An 18,808-nucleotide genomic window follows, 5' to 3' on the forward strand; every position below is an offset into this window, starting at 1 on the left:
GAACCAGCAGCGGCACGTTCGATAAACTTACAACATCATTATGGAGACAAAGAACATTAAAGCAGTATATTTCGTAGGAGCGGGCGGCATTGGTATGAGTGCCATTGCCCGTTACTTCATCAAGAAAGGCTACGTGGTGGCTGGGTACGACAAGACACCTACCCAACTGACACAGCAATTGGAGAAGGAGGGTATGCTCTTGCACTACGAAGAAAACGTTAACGAAATACCGCAGGCTTGCAAAAATGCCAAGTCGTGCCTCGTGGTATACACTCCGGCCATCCCCGAAGACCACAAAGAGTTGGTGTACTTCCGCGAAAATGGCTTCGAGATACAGAAGCGCGCGCAGGTGTTGGGAACGCTCACCCGAGCTCTCAAGGGACTTTGCTTCGCTGGTACGCACGCCAAAACCACCACGTCGTGTATGTGTGCACACATCATGCACCAAAGTCATCCAGACTGCAACGCCTTCCTTGGAGGCATATCCAAGAATTATGGCACCAACTACATACTAAGTCCCCAAAGCGAGTATGTGGTTATCGAGGCCGACGAGTTCGACCGTTCTTTCCATTGGCTGCGTCCATGGATGAGCGTTATCACCTCTACCGACCCCGATCACCTCGACATCTATGGCACCAAAGAGGCCTATATGGAGAGCTTTCGCCATTACACCACGCTCATTCAAGAGGGTGGCGCGCTGATTATTAAGAAGGGATTGGCATTGAAACCCGATGTGAAACCTGGCGTGAAGGTATACCAATACTCCCTCAACGAAGGCGACTTCCATGCCGAGAACGTGAAGATAGACAACGGTAATATCACGTTCGACTTCGTTTCGCCCATCGAGAGCGTAAAGAACGTAACCTTGGGCCATCCCGTGCCCATTAATATCGAGAATGCCGTTGCCGCTATGGCTATGGCACAACTCAACGGATGCAACGCCGAAGAACTGCGTTATGGTATCAAAACCTACCACGGCGTAGACCGTCGGTTCGACTTTAAGATTAAAACGCCCAATCTGGTGTTCCTTAGCGACTATGCACATCATCCCAACGAGATCTTGCAAAGCGCGCGAAGCATACGCCAGCTATATAAAGACAGAAAGATAACGGCCGTGTTTCAGCCGCATCTCTACACGCGCACGCGCGACTTTTATAAGGAGTTTGCCAAGGCCCTGAGCCTGCTCAACGAGGTTATACTCTGCGATATCTATCCTGCACGCGAACTGCCCATCAAAGGTGTAAGCAGCAAACTGATATACGATAATCTCGAAAAAGGTGTAGAGAAGAGCATGATTTCGAAAGAAGATGTGCTGAAGCTGGCTCGCGAACGCGATTTCGACGTGTTGGTATTCCTGGGTGCAGGCGATTTGGATAGCTATGCGCCACAGGTGGCCAAGATATTAGAAGAAAAGGCCAAGCAAAAGGCTTAACCCTCCAAAGGGAAGGTGTATGAATGTGAATTGGAAGAAAACTGTAACCATTGTGGTCGATGCGCTCTTAGCCGTCTACCTCGTTTTGGCGTTCACGGCTTTCGGAGAGCCCGACGCCAAGGCGGCCTTGTGCCAAAAGGTACAGATAGATATCCAAGACGAGAACACCAATGGCTTCATTACTGCCTCCGACATACGCAGCCGATTGGACGCCAACCAGCTTTATCCCCTCAATAAGCCTATGCAGGCCGTGCAGGGAAGGCAGATTGAAGAGGCACTTAAGCGCAGCCCGTTCGTCAAGACGGTTGATTGTTACAAAACCCAAGATGGCTGTGTGAGCATCAGCGTTACCCAACGCATGCCCATCGTGCGCATCAAGGCAGTCAATGGAGACGACTATTACCTCGACGACAACAATCAGGTGATGCCCAATTCGCATTATTCCGCCGATCTTATTATCGCCACGGGCCATATCTCCAAGGCTTTCGCCCAGAACTACATCGCACCATTGGCCAAGCTCTTTATGGCTAACGAACTGTGGGAAAAACAGGTGGAGCAAATCAATGTGTTGCCCGATAGGGGCGTGGAGTTAGTTCCCCGCGTGGGGCAGCATGTGGTGTTTATCGGCTATTTACCCCAAGCCGCCAACACCAAAGAGCGTAATGAGAAAATCGCCGACTACGTAAACAAGAAGCTTACAAGGCTAGAAAAGTTCTATAAGTATGGTCTCTCGCAGGTGGGATGGAATAAGTACAGCTACATCGACCTCGAGTTCGACAACCAGATTATCTGCAAAAAGAAGAAAGAAAACAAGAACAACCCCGAATAAACATCAGTGTTATGGCAAAGGATTTTATCGTGGCTATTGAAATCGGTTCGTCTAAGATTACCGGTATCGCAGGAAGAAAAAACATCGATGGCAGTATCTCTATCTTGGCTGTTGCCAAAGAGACGCCCTCATCGTGTGTGAAGAAGGGCGTGGTATATAACCTCGACCGCACTGTGCAGTGCCTCACCACCATTATTACCAAGCTGAAGACCGCCCTCAAAACCGAGATTGCCTACGCTTACGTGGGCGTTGGGGGGCAGTCTACGCGCAGCGTAAAGAACGTTATCGTAAAGGAATTACCCGAAGATACCATCGTGTCGCAAGACATGGTTGACTCGCTCATGGACGCTAACCGAAGCATGCAATATCCCGATTCCGACATCATCGAGGCCATAACCCACGAATATAAGCTCGATCAGCAGTTCCAAATCGACCCCGTTGGCGTGCAATGTACCCACTTAGAAGGTCATTTCCTCAATATCCTTTGGCGTAGCAACAACTATCGCAACCTCAAGAAGTGTTTCTCCACTGCGGGTATTGCCATTGCCGACGTATTTATCTCGCCCCTTGCATTGGCCGACAGTGTGCTCACCGACTCGGAGAAGCGAAGCGGATGTGCGTTGGTCGACCTCGGTGCGCAAACAACCACCGTTGCCGTTTACAGCAAAAACCTGCTCCGTCATTTGGTGGTTATTCCCTTGGGAAGTGCCAATATCACGAAAGACCTCACCTCGTTGCAGATCGAGGAAGACGATGCCGAACGCCTTAAGCTGAAATATGGCTCGGCATATACCAATCCCGAGGAAGACAGTTCGGGTCTAAGCTACACCATCGACGAAGGTCGAACCATACAAAGCGATACCTTTATCAATGCCGTTGAGGCTAGAATAGAAGAGATTATTGGCAACGTGAAGTTTCAGATACCAGAAGCCTACGATGGTAAGCTGCTCGGTGGACTGATACTTACGGGTGGCGGAGCACAGCTGAAGAACATCGAAGAGGCTTTCCGTCGTAAAACCAACTTTACCAAGATACGTACGGCCAAGTTCGTAAACCAAGAGATACATTCAAAGCATCCTGAGCTTACCGCCCACGATGGAACGATGAACACCCTATTGGGACTTCTTTCAAAGGGTAATCTCAACTGCGCGGGTCGCGAAATATCCGATAATCTCTTTGGTGAAGACGTTGAACGTCCCGCTACACTGCCCTCTGAAGGTGCGGTTACACCCGAAATAAAGGATAAGGGCGCTCAACAGCAACCCACGAATAATGCTCCTAAGCCCGAACCAAAGGAGAAAAAAGAGGAGAAGGTTGAAAAGCAACACGTGGATAACGAACCTGAAGAAGATAATGGACCTACGAAATTCAGACAATGGAAAGATAGGATTAGTGGTTTCATTAGGCAAATGACTGAGGAAGAGTAAGGGAATAAGGAGGAAGTAGTAAAGGAGGAAGTAGTAAGTAGTAAAGGAGTAAAGTTGTAAGGAGTTAAGGAGTTAAGCCAAATGCTTTGTTGCAGAGTGGACGACATCCTTGTCAACTCGTTAGCTTGTAGACTTATAAACTTGCAAACTCGTTAACTTGTCAACTCGTCTACTCGTTAATTTGCCTACTCATCAACTCATAAACTAATAACACATACCACTCCTCTCTCCCCTTGGAGAGGGATTGTGGGTGAGGCTTTTTAAAATACATACAACGTTATGTCGGATAAGAATATAAACAAAGGAATCGTAGACTTCGGCGAAGTAGACAACGATAAGAGCATCATCAAAGTTGTTGGTGTAGGTGGCGGTGGTGGTAATGCCGTCAACCACATGTTCAAAGAAGGCATCCACAAAGTGTCCTTCGTGTTGTGCAACACTGATAAACAGGCGTTAGACGATTCTCCCGTGCCCGTGCATTTGCAATTGGGCAAGGAGGGATTAGGAGCGGGAAACCGTCCCCTTAAAGCTAAGGCTGCCGCCGAAGAAAGCATCGACGACATCAAGGCGATGTTCAACGACGGCACCAAGATGGCGTTTATCACCGCTGGAATGGGTGGTGGAACAGGTACGGGAGCTGCACCCGTTATTGCCCGCATATCAAAAGAAATGGGAATCCTCACCGTTGGTATCGTCACCATTCCTTTCCGTTTCGAAGGCCTGCGTAAGATAGACCAGGCGTTGGATGGTGTCGAAGAGATGGCCAAACACGTTGATGCTTTGCTCGTTATCAACAACGAACGCCTGCGACAGGTTTACCCCGAGCTGTCCTTAATCGAAGCTTTTAGGCGTGCCGACGATACATTGAGCGTTGCAGCCAAGAGCATTGCCGAGATAATAACCTATCATGGCTTTATGAATCTCGACTTCAACGACGTGAAGATGGTGCTCGAAGATGGTGGCGTGGCTATCATGAGCTCGGGCTATGGCGAAGGCGAAAGCCGATTGCAACAGGCCATTCACGATGCGCTTAACTCGCCGTTGCTCAACGATAACGATGTATTCCACTCTAAAAAGCTATTGCTCAACATCTCGTTTAGCAACAAAAACAACCAGGGTTCTAACCTCATGATGGAGGAAATTAACTATGTAGATGAGTTTATGGCTAAGTTTGGCCCCGACTTCGTCTTCAAATGGGGAGTAACCTTCGACGAGAATCTTGGCGATAAGGTAAAGGTTACGGTACTTGCAACAGGCTTTGGCGTGGAGAACATCACCACAACGCCCGAACGCACCGTGCGTAAGTCTATCGAAGACATTGAGAAGGCTGCCAAAGATGCACAGAACGAGATCGAACGCGGTAGGCGTATCGGTTCGTATTATGGGGCTAATTCGCCAGGAGGACGTATTAAGAAGCATACCAACATCTACTTCTTCCGTCCCGAAGATCTCGATAACGAAGACGTTATTATTGCCGTAGACGAATCGCCCACTTATGCTCGTTCGCAGCAAAAGCTTGAAGAGATACGACGATTTGGCACTATCGTGCAGAAAAAGGAACAAGACGAGGTAGAACCGCCTACCACTACGCAAGGTACTATCAGCTTCGCATAGGCAGGTGGTTAGGATAAACAGGCAAGTTGGCCTGTTAACGGTTAGCTAGAAAGAGGGGTCAAGTAAGACAACTTGGACAGGTCCCATCGGTTACGTTTTTCCCGTCCGTCTTATCCGTCTTCTAGGTTGTGCTAGTCCCACAAGTCACATTATCCCATCCGTCTCACCAATAAAACCCAATAAATATTATGGCTCAATTATTCGAACAAATAAGCAACGACATCACGGAAGCAATGAAAGCGCGCGATAAAGTGCGCCTCGACACGCTCCGCAACATCAAGAAAGTGTTTTTAGAGGCCAAGACTGCTCCTGGCGCCAACGACATCCTTGAAGATGCCGATGCACTGAAAATACTGCAAAAGTTGGCCAAGCAAGGCAAAGAAGCTGCTGCCACGTTCACCCAACAGGCTCGTCAAGACCTTGCCGATGCTGAATTGGCACAAGTGAAGGTTATCGAGGAGTATCTCCCCAAAGCCCTTTCCGAGGCCGAAGTAGAAGTGAAGGTGAAGGAAATCATTGCCCAAACGGGTGCCACAACAATGAAAGATATGGGCCGTGTGATGGGTATGGCCAGCAAACAAATGGCTGGCTTGGCCGATGGTGGCACCATCTCGGCCATCGTTAAACGACTGTTGGCCTAGCAGCGTTTTGCGTTTAGGCTCACATAAAGGTGAAAAATTGAAAAGGTAGAAAAGATAGAAAGGTGCTGATTCGCCATCTATCTTCTAGCGAACCTTTTATTTTTTCAACCGTACCCATTAACAGGCTTACTCGCCAGTGCGCCTATGGGGGCATAAATTCACACGTCAGTTCGGTATAAGCAATCCTCTCTTTCTCCCCTTTTTAAGGGGAGAAGTGTGCTGCATAACCACTCGAAAGCTTATATTAAGAGAGCACTCAATAATTGTAAAGGAGAAACTCAACACATTCCTGCCCTTAGTAAAGGGGAGGTTAGGAGGGGATGTAGCTGTCAGCAGATAGCCTGAAAAAGGTTAAAAGCGCATTAGGAAACAAATCAATATGGGCTATGGGTATTATTTCTTATCCCGAATTTGCGCAGTATTTAGCAACGGCGTGACAAGTTTTTACCGCATTTATTGCTCATCTAAAAAAGTATTTTTACCTTTACCGCTATAATACAGCTTCTGGTTGAGATGCAGTGACGCTCCGAACTAAAACTAATCGCACCCTGAGGAAAACGCTTTCGCATTAAAAACTCTAACTGTATAAACTTATATTCATGTAAAACAAAGTATTTATGATATCTGTCTATTCCATCAAACCGCAGTTTCAACGGGTCTTAACACCTATTTTAGAGTTGTTGCATCGTGCAAACGTTACCGCCAACCAAATCACCTTGTGGGCTTGTATCCTCTCACTTGTCATCGGCATTTTGTTTTGGTTTGCGGGCGATGTGGGGCCATGGCTCTACCTCTGCCTGCCTGTGGGACTGCTGATACGTATGGCCCTGAATGCATTAGACGGAATGATGGCTCGTCGTTACAATCAAATCACCCGGAAAGGAGAGCTGTTAAACGAACTGGGTGATGTCGTTTCAGACACCATTATTTATTTTCCACTGCTGAAGTATCATCCCGAAAGTCTTTATTTTATTGTGGCTTTCATTGCTCTCAGCATTATTAATGAATACGCAGGAGTGATGGGAAAGGTGCTGTCGGCAGAGCGACGGTATGATGGTCCGATGGGAAAGAGCGACCGTGCTTTCGTTCTCGGCCTCTACGGAGTGGTCTGTTTGTTTGGTATAAACCTTTCAGGATGTTCCGTTTACATCTTTGGGGCTATCGATTTGTTGCTTTTAGTCAGCACGTGGATTAGGATAAAGAAGACGTTAGATGTAACCGGAAGATCGCAAACACCTGTGTAAACCGATGGTTTTGATAAGCAGTGGAGTATGAAGATGAAACCTTATCCCACGGTTGCAGTTTTTTCAGGCGGTGGTACACGTTATGCTTTGTATCTCGGAATGTATGCGGCGATGCAACATTATGGTGTAGAACCCGACCTGCTGATTGCCTCTTGCGGTGGCAGTATCGCTGCCAATATCATCAACTCGTTTGCTACCGACGAGCAGCGAAAGGCCTTTATACAGTCGGAAGAACTGTATCGCTTTGTGCAAAACACCCGAATGACACGTTTCAAAATGCTGTATAAGATAGGTCTCTATTGTCAGCGCAAAGTGCGAAACACATTCTATGCACCTTATATCGAAAATATTTTCGATAAATTTATCGTAGATATGCCCACCGACATACGCCCGCTTTTGCCCTCGTTGGCTGTTCGGCCAATCCTTCCCACTATCGTTGTCGGTGCCCGATTGTTGTTTGATAGGGCCGACATCGGTAAAGAAAGAAACGGAAGAAAGCTTTATCGGAAGGTGCTTTTTACCGATGCCGAGACAGCTAGAAACATCGATTTGTCGGCTGTTAACTGCAATTTTAAAAGCTATGAGGGTAGTGCCATCGACTCGCAAGTTGAGCTGCTTCAAGATGTTCCCTTACCCATTGCCACCCGAATATCTGTCTCGGATATGTTCTACGTTCAGCCCGTACATTACAACGGTGCCTATTTTGCGGGCGGAATTATTGATTTGATGCCCATAGAACTGGCCGAACAACTTGGCGAAACTATTTTCTTTGAGAAGAAAAAGGGCTTTGGCACCATCGACGAGGCACTTGTTAGAGCCGTATTTGGATTTAGTGGAAACCGCCGATTGCAAGAAGTGATGACGCATTCGGTGAGCTATTGGGTAGACACGGCTGACATGAACCAAGCACTTTCGGGCCATTACATCGAGAAAAACATCAATCTTCTGAAGCTCCAGGTAGAACTGAAACTGCCCAAAACCTATGCCCAGTTTGTAGAAGATATGGACTTTCAATGGCAATACGGATACGATCGGGTTGCCCAACATTTTAAAAACAAACAGGTATGAACATCTTTATTACCGGCGGAACATCGGGTATCGGCTTGGCCTTGGCGCGGTTTTATGCTGCCGAAGGTCATCGGGTAGGGGTGTGCGGACGAAATACGGCACGAATAGACAGGAGTGATGAGGTTAACAAACTGTTGCTTGCCTACCAGCTCGATGTGTGTGATAAGGACGCATTAACCGCTGCCGTAGATGCATTTTGTGCCGATAAGGGGTTGGACATGATGATTGTTGCTGCCGGACATTACCGTAACGGCGTTACTGAAGAAGTGGATTTTGAGCAGACTTCACAAATGTTGAAGGTTAATATCGTGGGTGCATTGAATGCGATGGAAGTGGCACGAGAAGCAATGAAAGCATCCGGCGGACATTTGGTCGTGATTGCTTCGGTGGCAGGATTGCTGCATTATCCGTGCGCAAGCGTCTATGCCAAGTGCAAAAGAGCGTTGATACAGATAGCCGATGCTTATCGCCGAAGTTTGGCCGACTATCAAATAACGGTTACAACACTTGTTCCGGGCTACATAGACACACCGCGATTGAGGGAGATATATCGTAACGACCTTTCCAAATGTCCGTTCTGCATGCCCTTAAATCGGGCTGTTGAAACAATGACAAAGGCCATAGCGCAGCGCAAAGAACAGGTGGTGTTTCCGCCAAAAATGCGCCTTTCCATCGCTTTTCTTTCGCTTTTACCCACTTGTTTGTTATCGGCTTTTATGCACCGAAAGACATTATGGAGCATTCCCAAATAAACGACAAAACGGTATGGGCGAGTAAACAGCCCTTGCCAAACGGTTTGATGCAGCGTTGCAGTATAGATAACAAATGTTTGCAAGCAAGCAAATACATCGCCCTTGTTATTTGTTGGGGTGTGTTCTATGCTGTTTATACTTTTGCTGCAAGCTATGCGGCATCGCTTAAAGAGGTGTCTTCGCTTTGCTTTTCGTTTGAAAAAGCCATACCGTTTGTACCTTTCACCATCTATTTTTATAGCAGTAGTATGGTGTTTTTTATATGGGTTTTCTTCCTTTGCAATACCTTTCGTCAACTGTCGACATTAAGTAAACGCATCGTTTTTATAACCATTTTATCGGGAATTTGTTTTATTCTCCTTCCGTTAAAACAAAGTTTTGTACGTCCGGAAACAGCCCATATTTTATTTTCTTTCATCAATACGTACGATACTCCTTTTAATCAGGCTCCGTCTTTACATATAGGTTATGCCTGTATTTTTTGGAGTGGGGTGCGAAATAGCAGGTTCAGAAACTTTCTGAGAATGTGGTTGGTGTTGTTAATGCTGTCTACCCTTTTGGTATATCAGCACCATTTCATCGACATTACTACCGGTTTGATGGCAGGTTTTCTGACGTTATGGATGTTTCCTTACCGTAAAAAGCGCAACCAACAAATAGCAAAGATTTATTTTTTTGTTGCCGCTGTGGGGCTGACGGCGTTGTTGTTTGCCATCGAACATACGGTTTTTGGAAGTATTTTTTTATTGTGGTGCATACTCGTCTTACTCTTATTGGGCCGTGCTTATTATCGCTCTAATCGGCATTTTCTTAAAGACGACCACGGTTGCATCGGTTTTTTGCGTTATATTTTCTATTTTCCCTATATCGCAGTGTATCGCCTATTGTGGCTGTTTTCTCGTCAGGCACCTGTAGAAATTGCACCCAACATCTTCGTTGGAGGCTTGCTTTCATGCCGTTCTGCGCGGAAATTCGCCCTGTTGGGAGAGGTTTCGGTGTTCGACCTTTCAGCCGAATTACCCGAAAACGCCTACTTTCGCACATCGGCAGATTATCATTGCTTTCCATTTTTGGATATTGCCACTATCCCCAAAGCCTGTCAGGAACGTATTGTAAATTCAGTTTTAGAGAAGATAAAGGCCGATGAAATGCCTCGAAAACTATATATTCATTGTGCAATGGGCCGTTTTCGGAGCCACCGAATAGGTGAAGCGGTGCTGTTAACGATAAGTAAAAATTTAACCGAAGATAAAAATGGAAACAGGAACATTTAAGAGTTTTGACGACGCAGATATTTTTTACAGGGTGTGGAATTACAACCCTTCACAGAAAACCATTGTGATATTGCATCGTGGGCACGAACATTCGGGACGTTTGCAAGCCTTTGCCGAGAACGAGCAATTTGCTCATTTTAACATCTTTGGCTTTGATATGCGTGGACTGGGGCATACTTCGCAACCCGTTTCGCCCCATTTTATGGACTATGTACGCGACTTGGATGCTTTCGTAAAATACCTCCATGAACAGTATGGAATTGTTGAGAGAGACATCTTTGTGGTGGCTAACAGCATTGCAGGCGTAATTGTTTCGGCGTGGTGTCACGACTTTGCGCCCCGTATTGCCGGTATGGCGCTTCTTGCTCCTGCGTTTACCATTAAGTTATATGTGCCTTTTGCAAAGACGGGAATTGCCTTGGCAGCCTGGCTTTTCAAACATCTTACGGTGCCCAGTTATGTCAAGTCGAAGGTGTTGACACATGATGTAGAACAACAAAAGGCGTACGACACCGACCCGCTAATTACTCGAGAAATTGATGCGCACTATCTTTTGGATTTGCTGAAAGCAGGAAAGCGTATCGTAGAAGATGCTGCTGCCATTACCATACCGACGCTATTACTCTCTGCCGGTAAAGATTATGTGGTGAAAGACGATATGCAAAAGCGGTTTTTTGTTGATATCAGCTCCACCCAAAAGCGGTTTATCAAGCTCAAAGGGTTTTATCACGGGCTATTGTTTGAAACGCAACGTGAACAGGTTTACAATCCTATTGCTGAGTTTATTAACCGCTGTTTCTCACTCGAACAGCCGCCAACGACCTGTATGCCAGATAAATTTACAGTTGATGAGTATAACAAAATGGCCCTGAATATGCTTCCCCGAATTGAACGTTGGGGCTTTCGGATACAGAAATGGATGCTCCATCACTTGGGATTTCTTAGTAAAGGAATGCGTGTAGGACTAAAATATGGTTTTGATTCGGGTATGTCTCTCGATTATGTTTATCGCAACCAAGCACAGGGATGCGGACCAATTGGGCGATGGATAGACAGAGGTTATCTTACCGCCATTGGTTGGAGAGGAGTAAGAATACGCCGAGAGAATCTCATCGCAACCGTAGAAGAACGTATTAAAACGCTCAAACAGCGCAATGAACCCGTGAAAATACTCGACATAGCCGGTGGAACGGGTAATTATCTGTTCGACATCAAGCGCAAGTTTCCTGAAATAGAAGTGGTTATAAACGACTTTTCGGAAGCAAACATTGCTTTCGGCGAGGCACAGATACAACAGCTAGGACTTCAAAATATACGGTTTACCCGTCTTGATTGTTTCAATAAAGACTCATATCGACAGCTGAATTTTGAGCCTAATATCGTTATTATTTCCGGTATATTCGAGCTTTTTGGTGATAACGAACTTGTTTGTAACGCCATCTCCGGCACTTTATCCGCACTGCAACCGGGTGGCTTTTTGGTCTATACCGGTCAGCCTTGGCACCCTCAGTTGAAAATGATAGCTTACGTATTAAACAGTCATCAAGAGCGTGATTGGATTATGCGACGTCGTTCGCAACGCGAACTGGACAGTCTTTTCGCCTTTTATGGCTTAACCAAATGTGGCATGAAACTCGATAACTTCGGCATCTTTACCGTTAGTTATGGAACGAAATAAGTTGCAAACGGGCTTTTTCTTCAGCCGCAGACAAATTTGTTGGGGCGTCATTATCAAAGTAAGACGTGTTGATGGTGATGTTTCGGCGTGTCAAAGTCATTTTCCAATTACCCGTCGCCCTGCCATTTTGTAGGATAAGGGGATAGAAAACACCGTTAATAAATGCTTTGCTGTTGTGAGAAGCTTCCAAAATATCGCCGCGATACTTGTAAGCAATAATGTATTCGTCGTAAGCAGGCAGAAAGATAAAGCTTTCTTTCTCTTTGATATCGATTGAACAAGATTCGTGTAACAGGTAAGTTTTATCGTTAGAAACGACCTTTTGAAGCTCTTTCTCAATAATATCAACGCCCAATCGTGCCTCTTTCACTGACAATCCCGACCACCAACAGAAGTCGTCTAACGTTGCGGGTGCATGACTTCTAAAGTAATTGCGTGCCAATATGCTCAATGCCTCGTCTTTTGTGGGTAAGGGCATAGGGGCTACTCGCTCGTCTAAGAGCATGTAGGTATGTGTGTTTTCCACTTCAGGACCGCTGCAAATCAGTGCCTCGCATTCGGCATTCTCCAAAAAACGGTTCATAAAAACAGTGTCCGAAGGTAAGCCTTTCTCAGCCATTCGTTCTGTAATTTGCTGTTTGGTAAGACTCTTTCCACCACTCAACATATCATAGATATGCTGGTTAACGGTATCGTACATCTGCTCGGTGATGTGCAGTCCGTGTCCTTTCATCGACGATGCGTAGGCAGATTTCAGTCTTTTACACGACAATTTGAGCATCCAACGTATATCCTTTGGACTTACATAATGCCATGTAGGGCGTAGTACGTGGGTGCGAAGAATCTCTCCACGATCGAGGGCTTGCCTGATTTGCTGCATCGTTGCGCCACGTGTACGTATTCCTAGTGCCAGCTTTGCCATTCGGGGTTGTTGTGCTTGGATGGCACCCATCCAGGCTACAACATCTTTTACTTCGGTAAAATCGGGGCTAATTAACTGTTGGGCGCGAAGCCGAACCATTGGGATATTTATTTTTTTCATGTCTTTTGTGGGGACGTTTACTTCTTGCAAAGATAATCAGAAAAGCGTAAACTCGGTATCAAAATGGTGTTAGCCCCTTTGGTTTCTTGGTTAGGTAGTCTTTAGTAAAGTTCATTGGGGTTGTTTTTACAAGAGAACTTCATGGTGAAACCTTAGGGTTAGACAAAAATGGCTGTATCAGATGCTCTCTTGATACAGCCATTTCTGCTATCTGTAAGTGGTTCGTTTAGAACTTAATCATAATTCCTACCGTGGGGAGAATTGTTCCACTATAGTACACCAGTGTACGAAGCAACTGTTTGGTTTGCGGTGAAGCGGGGTCGTCCATTACATTCCCCTCAGTATCACGATTGGTATATATCGGTTTGGATGGCATGTTGCTGATGTAGGCATTCTGCACATCGAGATATAGATTGAGCATCCAATGCTTGAAATAGAACTCCTTATCCAAGCGCACATCCAGCTGATGAGCATCAGCAAGACGTAGTGTATTGAATCGCTCGTAGTCGGTATAGGCCTGATTGGTAATAGACCAAGCGGCCTTGTTTGTAGAACGCTCTACATCAATAGGCGAATAAGGAGCACCTCCTATGTAACGCCAGCGAGCCGAGATGTACCAGCCTTTGGGTAACTTGTAACTTGTTGTGAGATTGAGGATATGCCTCGTATCCCAAGAAGAGGGCCGATAGATGCCATTTTTGTCTGTAAACTCACTCCTAAAAAGCGTGTACGAAGCAGTCAGATCTATATCACGCCACCCCATAAGCTTAGCCACTACTTCCACGCCATAGGCCCTACCGTCGCCCGTAGACATAACGGCCTCATCGCCAACTTGCCCATAGTCTACCCCCTTACTGGCCAAACTAATTCCGTCGGTAAGGGAAATAGGATAGTTGCTATACTGCTTATAGAAGCTCTCAAGAGAGAAACGTAGGAAGTTACCCGGATGATATTCCATGCCCAGAATAGCTTGATTGGAGGTGATATACTTAAGCCCATTGTTGCGATTGACATAGTTACCCTCGGTATTGCGATAACCCATCGTTGTGTAGGAGGGAGGCATCGCATAGCGACCAATGTTGGCATTGAGGTCGAAGTCTTCCGAAAATGAATACGATAGCGATAGTCTAGGCGACAACTGCTTGAGTGGATTACTCATGCTAGCTGTGAAAGTGTTGCCCACTAAATTTACTCCAAGTGAAACCTTGAACCGATTGTTGAGATACTGATCCGAAGCTTGCACGAATGCTTGATAAGAAAGCAGGTCGATGCTACTGTGGTATTGGAAGGGGACAACATTTCCCGAGGTGAACTGTAAGCGATAGACATCATTGACATAGTTGCTGTACTTGATGCCAGCTCCAAAGTTCAGTTTGATAGGCAGCGTAGTATAGTTGCGTTCGTAGCGTAGTTTGATCTCGGCTTCATCCGATTGGTAGTCGGATATTTTGGATGCAGACTTATCGTTATCTTTATACTTTACACCTCCGTTACGCATCATGTTTCGGCTTAGAATCCAACTATCGACGAAGCGTTTGCCGTAGTGCTTGTAGGCCAGACCGAAGGTATAGTTCCACTGAGAGTACTCGGGCAGGTAACCTAGTATGTATTTCTGCGCCTCGGTACCAGTCTGCTCGAGGGCTCTATTGAGTCGCATGTTGTCAATGGCACCAATACCAATCACCGTAATCTCATGATGCGGGTTGATGCGCCATTTGTATTTCATTTGAAAGTCGTTGTAGGTAGGCAAAAAAGGCAAGCCAATTGCCTTAAATAACCACTGCAAATAAGATTGACGAAAAGATACGATGAACGATGCATCCTTGCCCAAAGGGCCGTCTAAGGTAATCCCTGCATCCGATGCTCCTACCGCAACCTTTGTATGCAGTCTGTCTCTGCTACCATCTTTTTGCTTGATCTCCATCACAGAGCTAAGGGTATTGGGTCTGTTAGCAGGGAAAGCTCCTGTGTAGAAATTGATCTCGCGCACAAAGTCGGGGTTAATGATGCCGACAACACCTCCCGAAGCCCCTTGTGTGGCAAAGTGATTGATCACCGGGATCTCTATGCCGTCTAGGTAAAAGACATTCTCTGTGGGACCTCCACCGCGTATGATGAGGTCGTTTCGATTAGGAGCTGTGGCACCAACTCCCGGCAGAATCTGCACCAGTTTGGAAACATCGCGATTGGCCCCGGCACTCTTCTCAATCTGCTGAGCTGCTAAAGTGAGTAACGAGACAGGACTCTCGGTAGGGCGAAGCAATAGATTGGGGCTAACTAAAACTTCTTTGAGCGTTGTAGAGGCTTCGCTAACCATAATATCTATAAAAGTCGTTTGGTTACCCAGTACTTGTAGTTCCTCGGAGATTTTAGTCTCGAAGCCTACCATACTGACGATGATTTTGTGGAAGCCAGGCTGTACGCCCGTGATGGTAAACGTTCCTTCTATAGAGGTTTTTGCCCCAAGAGAAGTCCCTTGTACTTGTACTGTGGCGAACTCTAGTGGTTCGTTGTTCTTGTCATTGATGATGCGCCCTTGGATGATTCCTGTTTGGGCAAAACCTTTATAGACGAGCAGGAAGGTCAAACATAATAGACTGTATATCCGCATTATTGCTTAATTAAAAAAATGGATGTAGTCATAGATACCCTACCAGCTGTCCGTAAGGATTACCTAATCTTGTTTCACAAAGATAATACAATTACTAACAAACGCAACAATAAAAAGAACAAGATTATACTATTTACGCCAGTTCGGTATAAGAAAGTTCGCTAAAAGGTTAATAGTCTCGCTATTGTTTTGTGTTTTATAGTTGAAAACCAATAGCTTACAAAACACAAGCAGCCATGATTACCACTGACAAAGTTACTGAAGTATTATGTATATTGGATGAGTTATGTAAGAATTTAGATGCCGAATGAACTAAAAACCTCCATACCGTACCCGTAGACGAGGGATATAAGCGCATGAGAAACCGCAAAACCTAAATGTCCAACAGTGAAATCATAACCCTTCCGCCGTTCGCATTTTCATAGTTCCGCAAATGCGCTTTCTAAGTCCTGATAATGCATTATAAGATTAACCGCCGTGTTATATCTATTTTGGACGGCTGTTCCATGTTATCTGGAATGCTGTTCCAGTTGAATTGGAACACTGTTCCAACTTAGCTGGAGCAGGCGTCCAACTTAGCTGTACCAAAGCGAGAGCTGAAAAAGCTCGCTACAAACGCTTATCGAGAGGGGAATGAAAGATGGCGTTTGGAGGTTAGAAAGGTGAGTTGTTGGCGGTGATGGGCTGTGGAATGAACGGCCTAGATAGTGCCAAGCAGGTATCTAACGTTACGAAGGGCCAGCCATTAAAGGTACAACGGGGCCTCGTTTCCCATGTTAAATAGCAAGTCGATGACGCTTAGGTTGGGTAAGAAGCCATGGCGTTGGGCGAACACTTGGTAATAGGGACGAGGAGTAAAGGCGGGGTCGTGGGGTGGATTTTTAGGCACGATGGTGTCGCGGAAGTCTTCAAAGGTGGGGTTAGAGCCAGTGTCGGCATCGACAAAAGCAGCTGGAAGGCTTGCGCCCGATGCCAGTTGCGCCTGCGTTGGCACAAAAGCGGGGGTGAGAATGATGTTGGGTGTAAAGTCGAGTAGGGTGCAAATGGTGTGCGTTAGTTGGAGGTTGAAGTCGAAAAGAAAGTCGAAACGACGCTCGAAAAAGGGGCGAAAGTCGTCGGCGTAGTACTCAAAAAAGGGGCTTTCGTTATAGGCCGACACGATGGCTTGCCAATGTATGTGCCGCCAATTGCCGTGGTCGCTTATGCGAATGTCTTTCATAGCCATGCGCGAGGCCTGCTCGCCCGATGGCCGTTCGATGGGGATGGTTAGGGCTTGTGGCCCGTTGGCCGTGGCTATGATGCAGCGGTTGCGGTAGGTTTGCTTGATGAAATGGTCGTGTTGCTCCATCCAGCAGCCGTCGCTACGGAAGAGTTTGGAATACCATTGCACGGGGGCGAGATAGGCGGAAGAGAGGAGGGGAAGCATGATTTTGAGTGAAATTGAATGGGACAAAGAAGACTGGCAAGGCCTATAATAACGATGATGCCGAAAGATGGCCCAACACGGGCGGGCTTAATATATGGGATAAGACTGATGAACGCTAAAAAAGCAGGTGGGACAAATGCAACATGGCTGGCTTAATCGAAGCCAAGAACGCAGCGTTGCATTTGTCCCATCGGTCTTAATCTGTGGTCTTTGGGCCTATAAGGGCCTAAGTTGCCAAGCGTGGCATTACTTTATCTTATCCACACAAGTGAACAAGCGGCTCCACCTGATGCCCTTAAATCCGGGATGGTCTACATCATGTGACCACCAAATGAATATGGGTTTGCCCACCACATGGTCTTCGGGTACAAAGCCCCAATAGCGCGAGTCGGCCGAATTGTGTCGGTTGTCGCCCATCATCCAATAGTAGTCCATCTTAAAGGTGTAGCTGTTGGCGGGCTTGTTGTTGATGTATATTTGTCCGTTGCGCACGTCAACCTCGTTGTTTTCGTACACGCGAATGGCACGTTCGTACATCGGCAGGTTGGCTAAGTTAAGCTTAATGGTAGCCCCTTTCTTGGGAATCCATATCGGTCCGTAGTTATCGCGCGTCCATTTCGTGTTGGCATTGAGGGGATAGAGGTCGCCTGTGGGTGCGTCGGTGTTCAGTTTCACGCTCTCAACGATGTCTTTTCGTGCGGCAAGTGCCTTTGCAGCCTTTGCTGTAAGTGGCATAACGCCGCTTGTGTTAAGGCTTTGCAGGTCTTCTTGCGTTATGCCTAGGCTTGTAAGTAAGTCGTCGGGCTGCATTCCTTTCAGCTTAACATAATAGGTGTATTGTACGTTTTCGGGCTCTTTGTTGGGCTTGCCGTCAAGGTAAACGATGCGGTTTTTGATTTGAAGCGTTTGCCCAGGCATGCCCACACAACGCTTAACGTAGTTCTCGCGACGGTCGGTTGGACGCGAAATAAGGTCGCCATACTCGTTGGGGTTTTGCAAGATGTAAGCGCGCCCTAGCGCATAGATGTGCTGGAAGTAGGCGCGTTGTTGCAAAAGCGACATGCTGTCGAGGTTAACGGGCTGGTTGGCTTGGTCGTATAGTTGCTTGCCATACGAGTAAACCATTTGGTAATAGTCGGCTGCTGCCCAGCGTGCCTCGTTCACAAGACTGTCGCCCGAGGGGTAGTTAAACACTACGATGTCGTTAAGCTTAACGTGTCCCAAGCCTTTTACACGTCGATAGTCCCAATGAGGCACCTCAATGTACGACTTAACGTTAAATAACGGCATGGTGTGTTGGGTTAATGGCATGGTAAGTGGCGTTTGTGGGATGCGCGGACCATAGCTCAGCTTGCTTACAAAGAGGTAATCGCCCGTGAGCAAGCTCTTTTCGAGCGAGCTTGAAGGGATGACGAAGTTTTGGAAGAAGAAAAGGTTGATGAAGTAAACGGCCACAAGGGCGAAGACGATGGCATCTACCCAGCCCATGATAAAGCGGGTAGGCCCTTCTGAATCTTTCCACCATTGCCACTTTATTTTCTTCGAAATATAAACGTCGTAGATGAAAGGTAGCACCAGCAAACCCCACCAACTTTCCACCCAGAAGAGGAATGCGAGGTAGAGAAGTGCTACGATAATGAATTTAGTCCACTGCTTACGTGGGTTGAATTCTTTCTTTTTCCTGTTTATCATTGCAAGTGTTAGTTATATGTTTTGTGCCTTTTGCCCTTGTTGGCGTGGTGAAACGCGAGTGGTTTCGGTGCCGTGTGG

General features: G+C 46.5%; 14 protein-coding genes and 2 pseudogenes. 12 read left to right on the plus strand and 4 right to left on the minus strand.

Annotation, left to right across the window (positions count from 1 at the left end; translation table 11 throughout):
* Positions 1-40 precede the first annotated feature (40 nt).
* From F453_RS0102935 to F453_RS0102980, 10 genes are all read left to right on the plus strand, one after another.
* Complete coding sequence (locus tag F453_RS0102935) at positions 41-1,432, plus strand: UDP-N-acetylmuramate--L-alanine ligase (protein WP_018966663.1); 1,392 nt, start codon at positions 41-43, stop codon at positions 1,430-1,432.
* 19 nt (positions 1,433-1,451) lie between these two features.
* Positions 1,452-2,261, plus strand: a complete 810-nt coding sequence (locus tag F453_RS0102940; protein WP_009237087.1) for a cell division protein FtsQ/DivIB — start codon at positions 1,452-1,454, stop codon at positions 2,259-2,261.
* Between the two features lie 11 nt (positions 2,262-2,272).
* Positions 2,273-3,688: a cell division protein FtsA gene (gene ftsA, locus F453_RS0102945; protein ID WP_018966664.1), complete on the plus strand. Its 1,416-nt coding sequence runs from the start codon at positions 2,273-2,275 to the stop codon at positions 3,686-3,688.
* A 279-nt stretch (positions 3,689-3,967) separates the two neighbouring features.
* On the plus strand, positions 3,968-5,302 hold the full coding sequence (gene ftsZ, locus F453_RS0102950; protein ID WP_009237089.1) for a cell division protein FtsZ: 1,335 nt from the start codon (positions 3,968-3,970) through the stop codon (positions 5,300-5,302).
* Positions 5,303-5,490: 188 nt separating this feature from the next.
* Positions 5,491-5,943 carry a GatB/YqeY domain-containing protein gene (locus F453_RS0102955; RefSeq protein ID WP_009237090.1) on the plus strand — a complete coding sequence of 151 codons (453 nt, stop codon included), beginning with the start codon at positions 5,491-5,493 and terminating at the stop codon, positions 5,941-5,943.
* 617 nt (positions 5,944-6,560) lie between these two features.
* A complete protein-coding gene (locus F453_RS0102960; RefSeq protein WP_018966665.1) occupies positions 6,561-7,187 on the plus strand; it encodes a CDP-alcohol phosphatidyltransferase family protein in 627 nt (208 codons plus the stop codon).
* 27 nt (positions 7,188-7,214) lie between these two features.
* Entirely contained in the window at positions 7,215-8,255 is a 1,041-nt protein-coding gene (locus tag F453_RS0102965) for a patatin-like phospholipase family protein (RefSeq protein WP_018966666.1), read from the plus strand.
* Positions 8,252-9,007 carry an SDR family NAD(P)-dependent oxidoreductase gene (locus tag F453_RS0102970; RefSeq protein WP_018966667.1) on the plus strand — a complete coding sequence of 252 codons (756 nt, stop codon included), beginning with the start codon at positions 8,252-8,254 and terminating at the stop codon, positions 9,005-9,007. The genes F453_RS0102965 and F453_RS0102970 overlap by 4 nt, the downstream gene beginning before the upstream one ends.
* A complete protein-coding gene (locus F453_RS0102975; RefSeq protein ID WP_018966668.1) occupies positions 8,989-10,281 on the plus strand; it encodes a phosphatase PAP2 family protein in 1,293 nt (430 codons plus the stop codon). The genes F453_RS0102970 and F453_RS0102975 overlap by 19 nt, the downstream gene beginning before the upstream one ends.
* On the plus strand, positions 10,262-11,959 hold the full coding sequence (locus F453_RS0102980; protein WP_018966669.1) for a bifunctional alpha/beta hydrolase/class I SAM-dependent methyltransferase: 1,698 nt from the start codon (positions 10,262-10,264) through the stop codon (positions 11,957-11,959). The genes F453_RS0102975 and F453_RS0102980 overlap by 20 nt, the downstream gene beginning before the upstream one ends.
* Here the strand turns inward: F453_RS0102980 and F453_RS0102985 are convergent.
* Both F453_RS0102985 and F453_RS0102990 read right to left on the minus strand, forming a co-directional pair.
* On the minus strand, positions 11,940-13,001 hold the full coding sequence (locus tag F453_RS0102985; RefSeq protein WP_018966670.1) for a winged helix DNA-binding domain-containing protein: 1,062 nt from the start codon (positions 12,999-13,001) through the stop codon (positions 11,940-11,942). The two genes, F453_RS0102980 and F453_RS0102985, sit on opposite strands and share 20 nt — an antisense overlap.
* A 226-nt stretch (positions 13,002-13,227) precedes the next feature.
* Positions 13,228-15,612, minus strand: a complete 2,385-nt coding sequence (locus tag F453_RS0102990; RefSeq protein WP_025789919.1) for a TonB-dependent receptor — start codon at positions 15,610-15,612, stop codon at positions 13,228-13,230.
* 236 nt (positions 15,613-15,848) lie between these two features.
* Between F453_RS0102990 and F453_RS16525 the strand changes: the two are divergent.
* Positions 15,849-15,986: pseudogene (locus F453_RS16525) on the plus strand (IS982 family transposase); the annotation flags it as partial.
* Between the two features lie 78 nt (positions 15,987-16,064).
* A pseudogene (locus F453_RS16490) lies at positions 16,065-16,292 on the plus strand (hypothetical protein).
* 65 nt (positions 16,293-16,357) lie between these two features.
* Here the strand turns inward: F453_RS16490 and F453_RS0103000 are convergent.
* Both F453_RS0103000 and lepB read right to left on the minus strand, forming a co-directional pair.
* Positions 16,358-17,038, minus strand: coding sequence for a WbqC family protein (locus F453_RS0103000; RefSeq protein ID WP_018966672.1), 681 nt, complete (start codon positions 17,036-17,038; stop codon positions 16,358-16,360).
* Positions 17,039-17,284: 246 nt separating this feature from the next.
* Positions 17,285-18,730: a signal peptidase I gene (lepB, locus tag F453_RS0103005; protein WP_018966673.1), complete on the minus strand. Its 1,446-nt coding sequence runs from the start codon at positions 18,728-18,730 to the stop codon at positions 17,285-17,287.
* Positions 18,731-18,808 lie beyond the last annotated feature (78 nt).

This window comes from Hoylesella loescheii DSM 19665 = JCM 12249 = ATCC 15930 (genome assembly GCF_000378085.1).
Taxonomy (GTDB): Bacteria; Bacteroidota; Bacteroidia; order Bacteroidales; family Bacteroidaceae; genus Prevotella; species Prevotella loescheii.

Coding starts and splice junctions, on each gene's coding strand:
- F453_RS0102935 (WP_018966663.1), top strand. CDS start 41: ATGGAGACAAAGAACATTAAAGCAGTATATTTCGTAGGAGCGGGCGGC.
- F453_RS0102940 (WP_009237087.1), top strand. CDS start 1,452: ATGAATGTGAATTGGAAGAAAACTGTAACCATTGTGGTCGATGCGCTC.
- ftsA (WP_018966664.1), top strand. CDS start 2,273: ATGGCAAAGGATTTTATCGTGGCTATTGAAATCGGTTCGTCTAAGATT.
- ftsZ (WP_009237089.1), top strand. CDS start 3,968: ATGTCGGATAAGAATATAAACAAAGGAATCGTAGACTTCGGCGAAGTA.
- F453_RS0102955 (WP_009237090.1), top strand. CDS start 5,491: ATGGCTCAATTATTCGAACAAATAAGCAACGACATCACGGAAGCAATG.
- F453_RS0102960 (WP_018966665.1), top strand. CDS start 6,561: ATGATATCTGTCTATTCCATCAAACCGCAGTTTCAACGGGTCTTAACA.
- F453_RS0102965 (WP_018966666.1), top strand. CDS start 7,215: ATGAAGATGAAACCTTATCCCACGGTTGCAGTTTTTTCAGGCGGTGGT.
- F453_RS0102970 (WP_018966667.1), top strand. CDS start 8,252: ATGAACATCTTTATTACCGGCGGAACATCGGGTATCGGCTTGGCCTTG.
- F453_RS0102975 (WP_018966668.1), top strand. CDS start 8,989: ATGGAGCATTCCCAAATAAACGACAAAACGGTATGGGCGAGTAAACAG.
- F453_RS0102980 (WP_018966669.1), top strand. CDS start 10,262: ATGGAAACAGGAACATTTAAGAGTTTTGACGACGCAGATATTTTTTAC.
- F453_RS0102985 (WP_018966670.1), bottom strand. CDS start 13,001: ATGAAAAAAATAAATATCCCAATGGTTCGGCTTCGCGCCCAACAGTTA.
- F453_RS0102990 (WP_025789919.1), bottom strand. CDS start 15,612: ATGCGGATATACAGTCTATTATGTTTGACCTTCCTGCTCGTCTATAAA.
- F453_RS0103000 (WP_018966672.1), bottom strand. CDS start 17,038: ATGCTTCCCCTCCTCTCTTCCGCCTATCTCGCCCCCGTGCAATGGTAT.
- lepB (WP_018966673.1), bottom strand. CDS start 18,730: ATGATAAACAGGAAAAAGAAAGAATTCAACCCACGTAAGCAGTGGACT.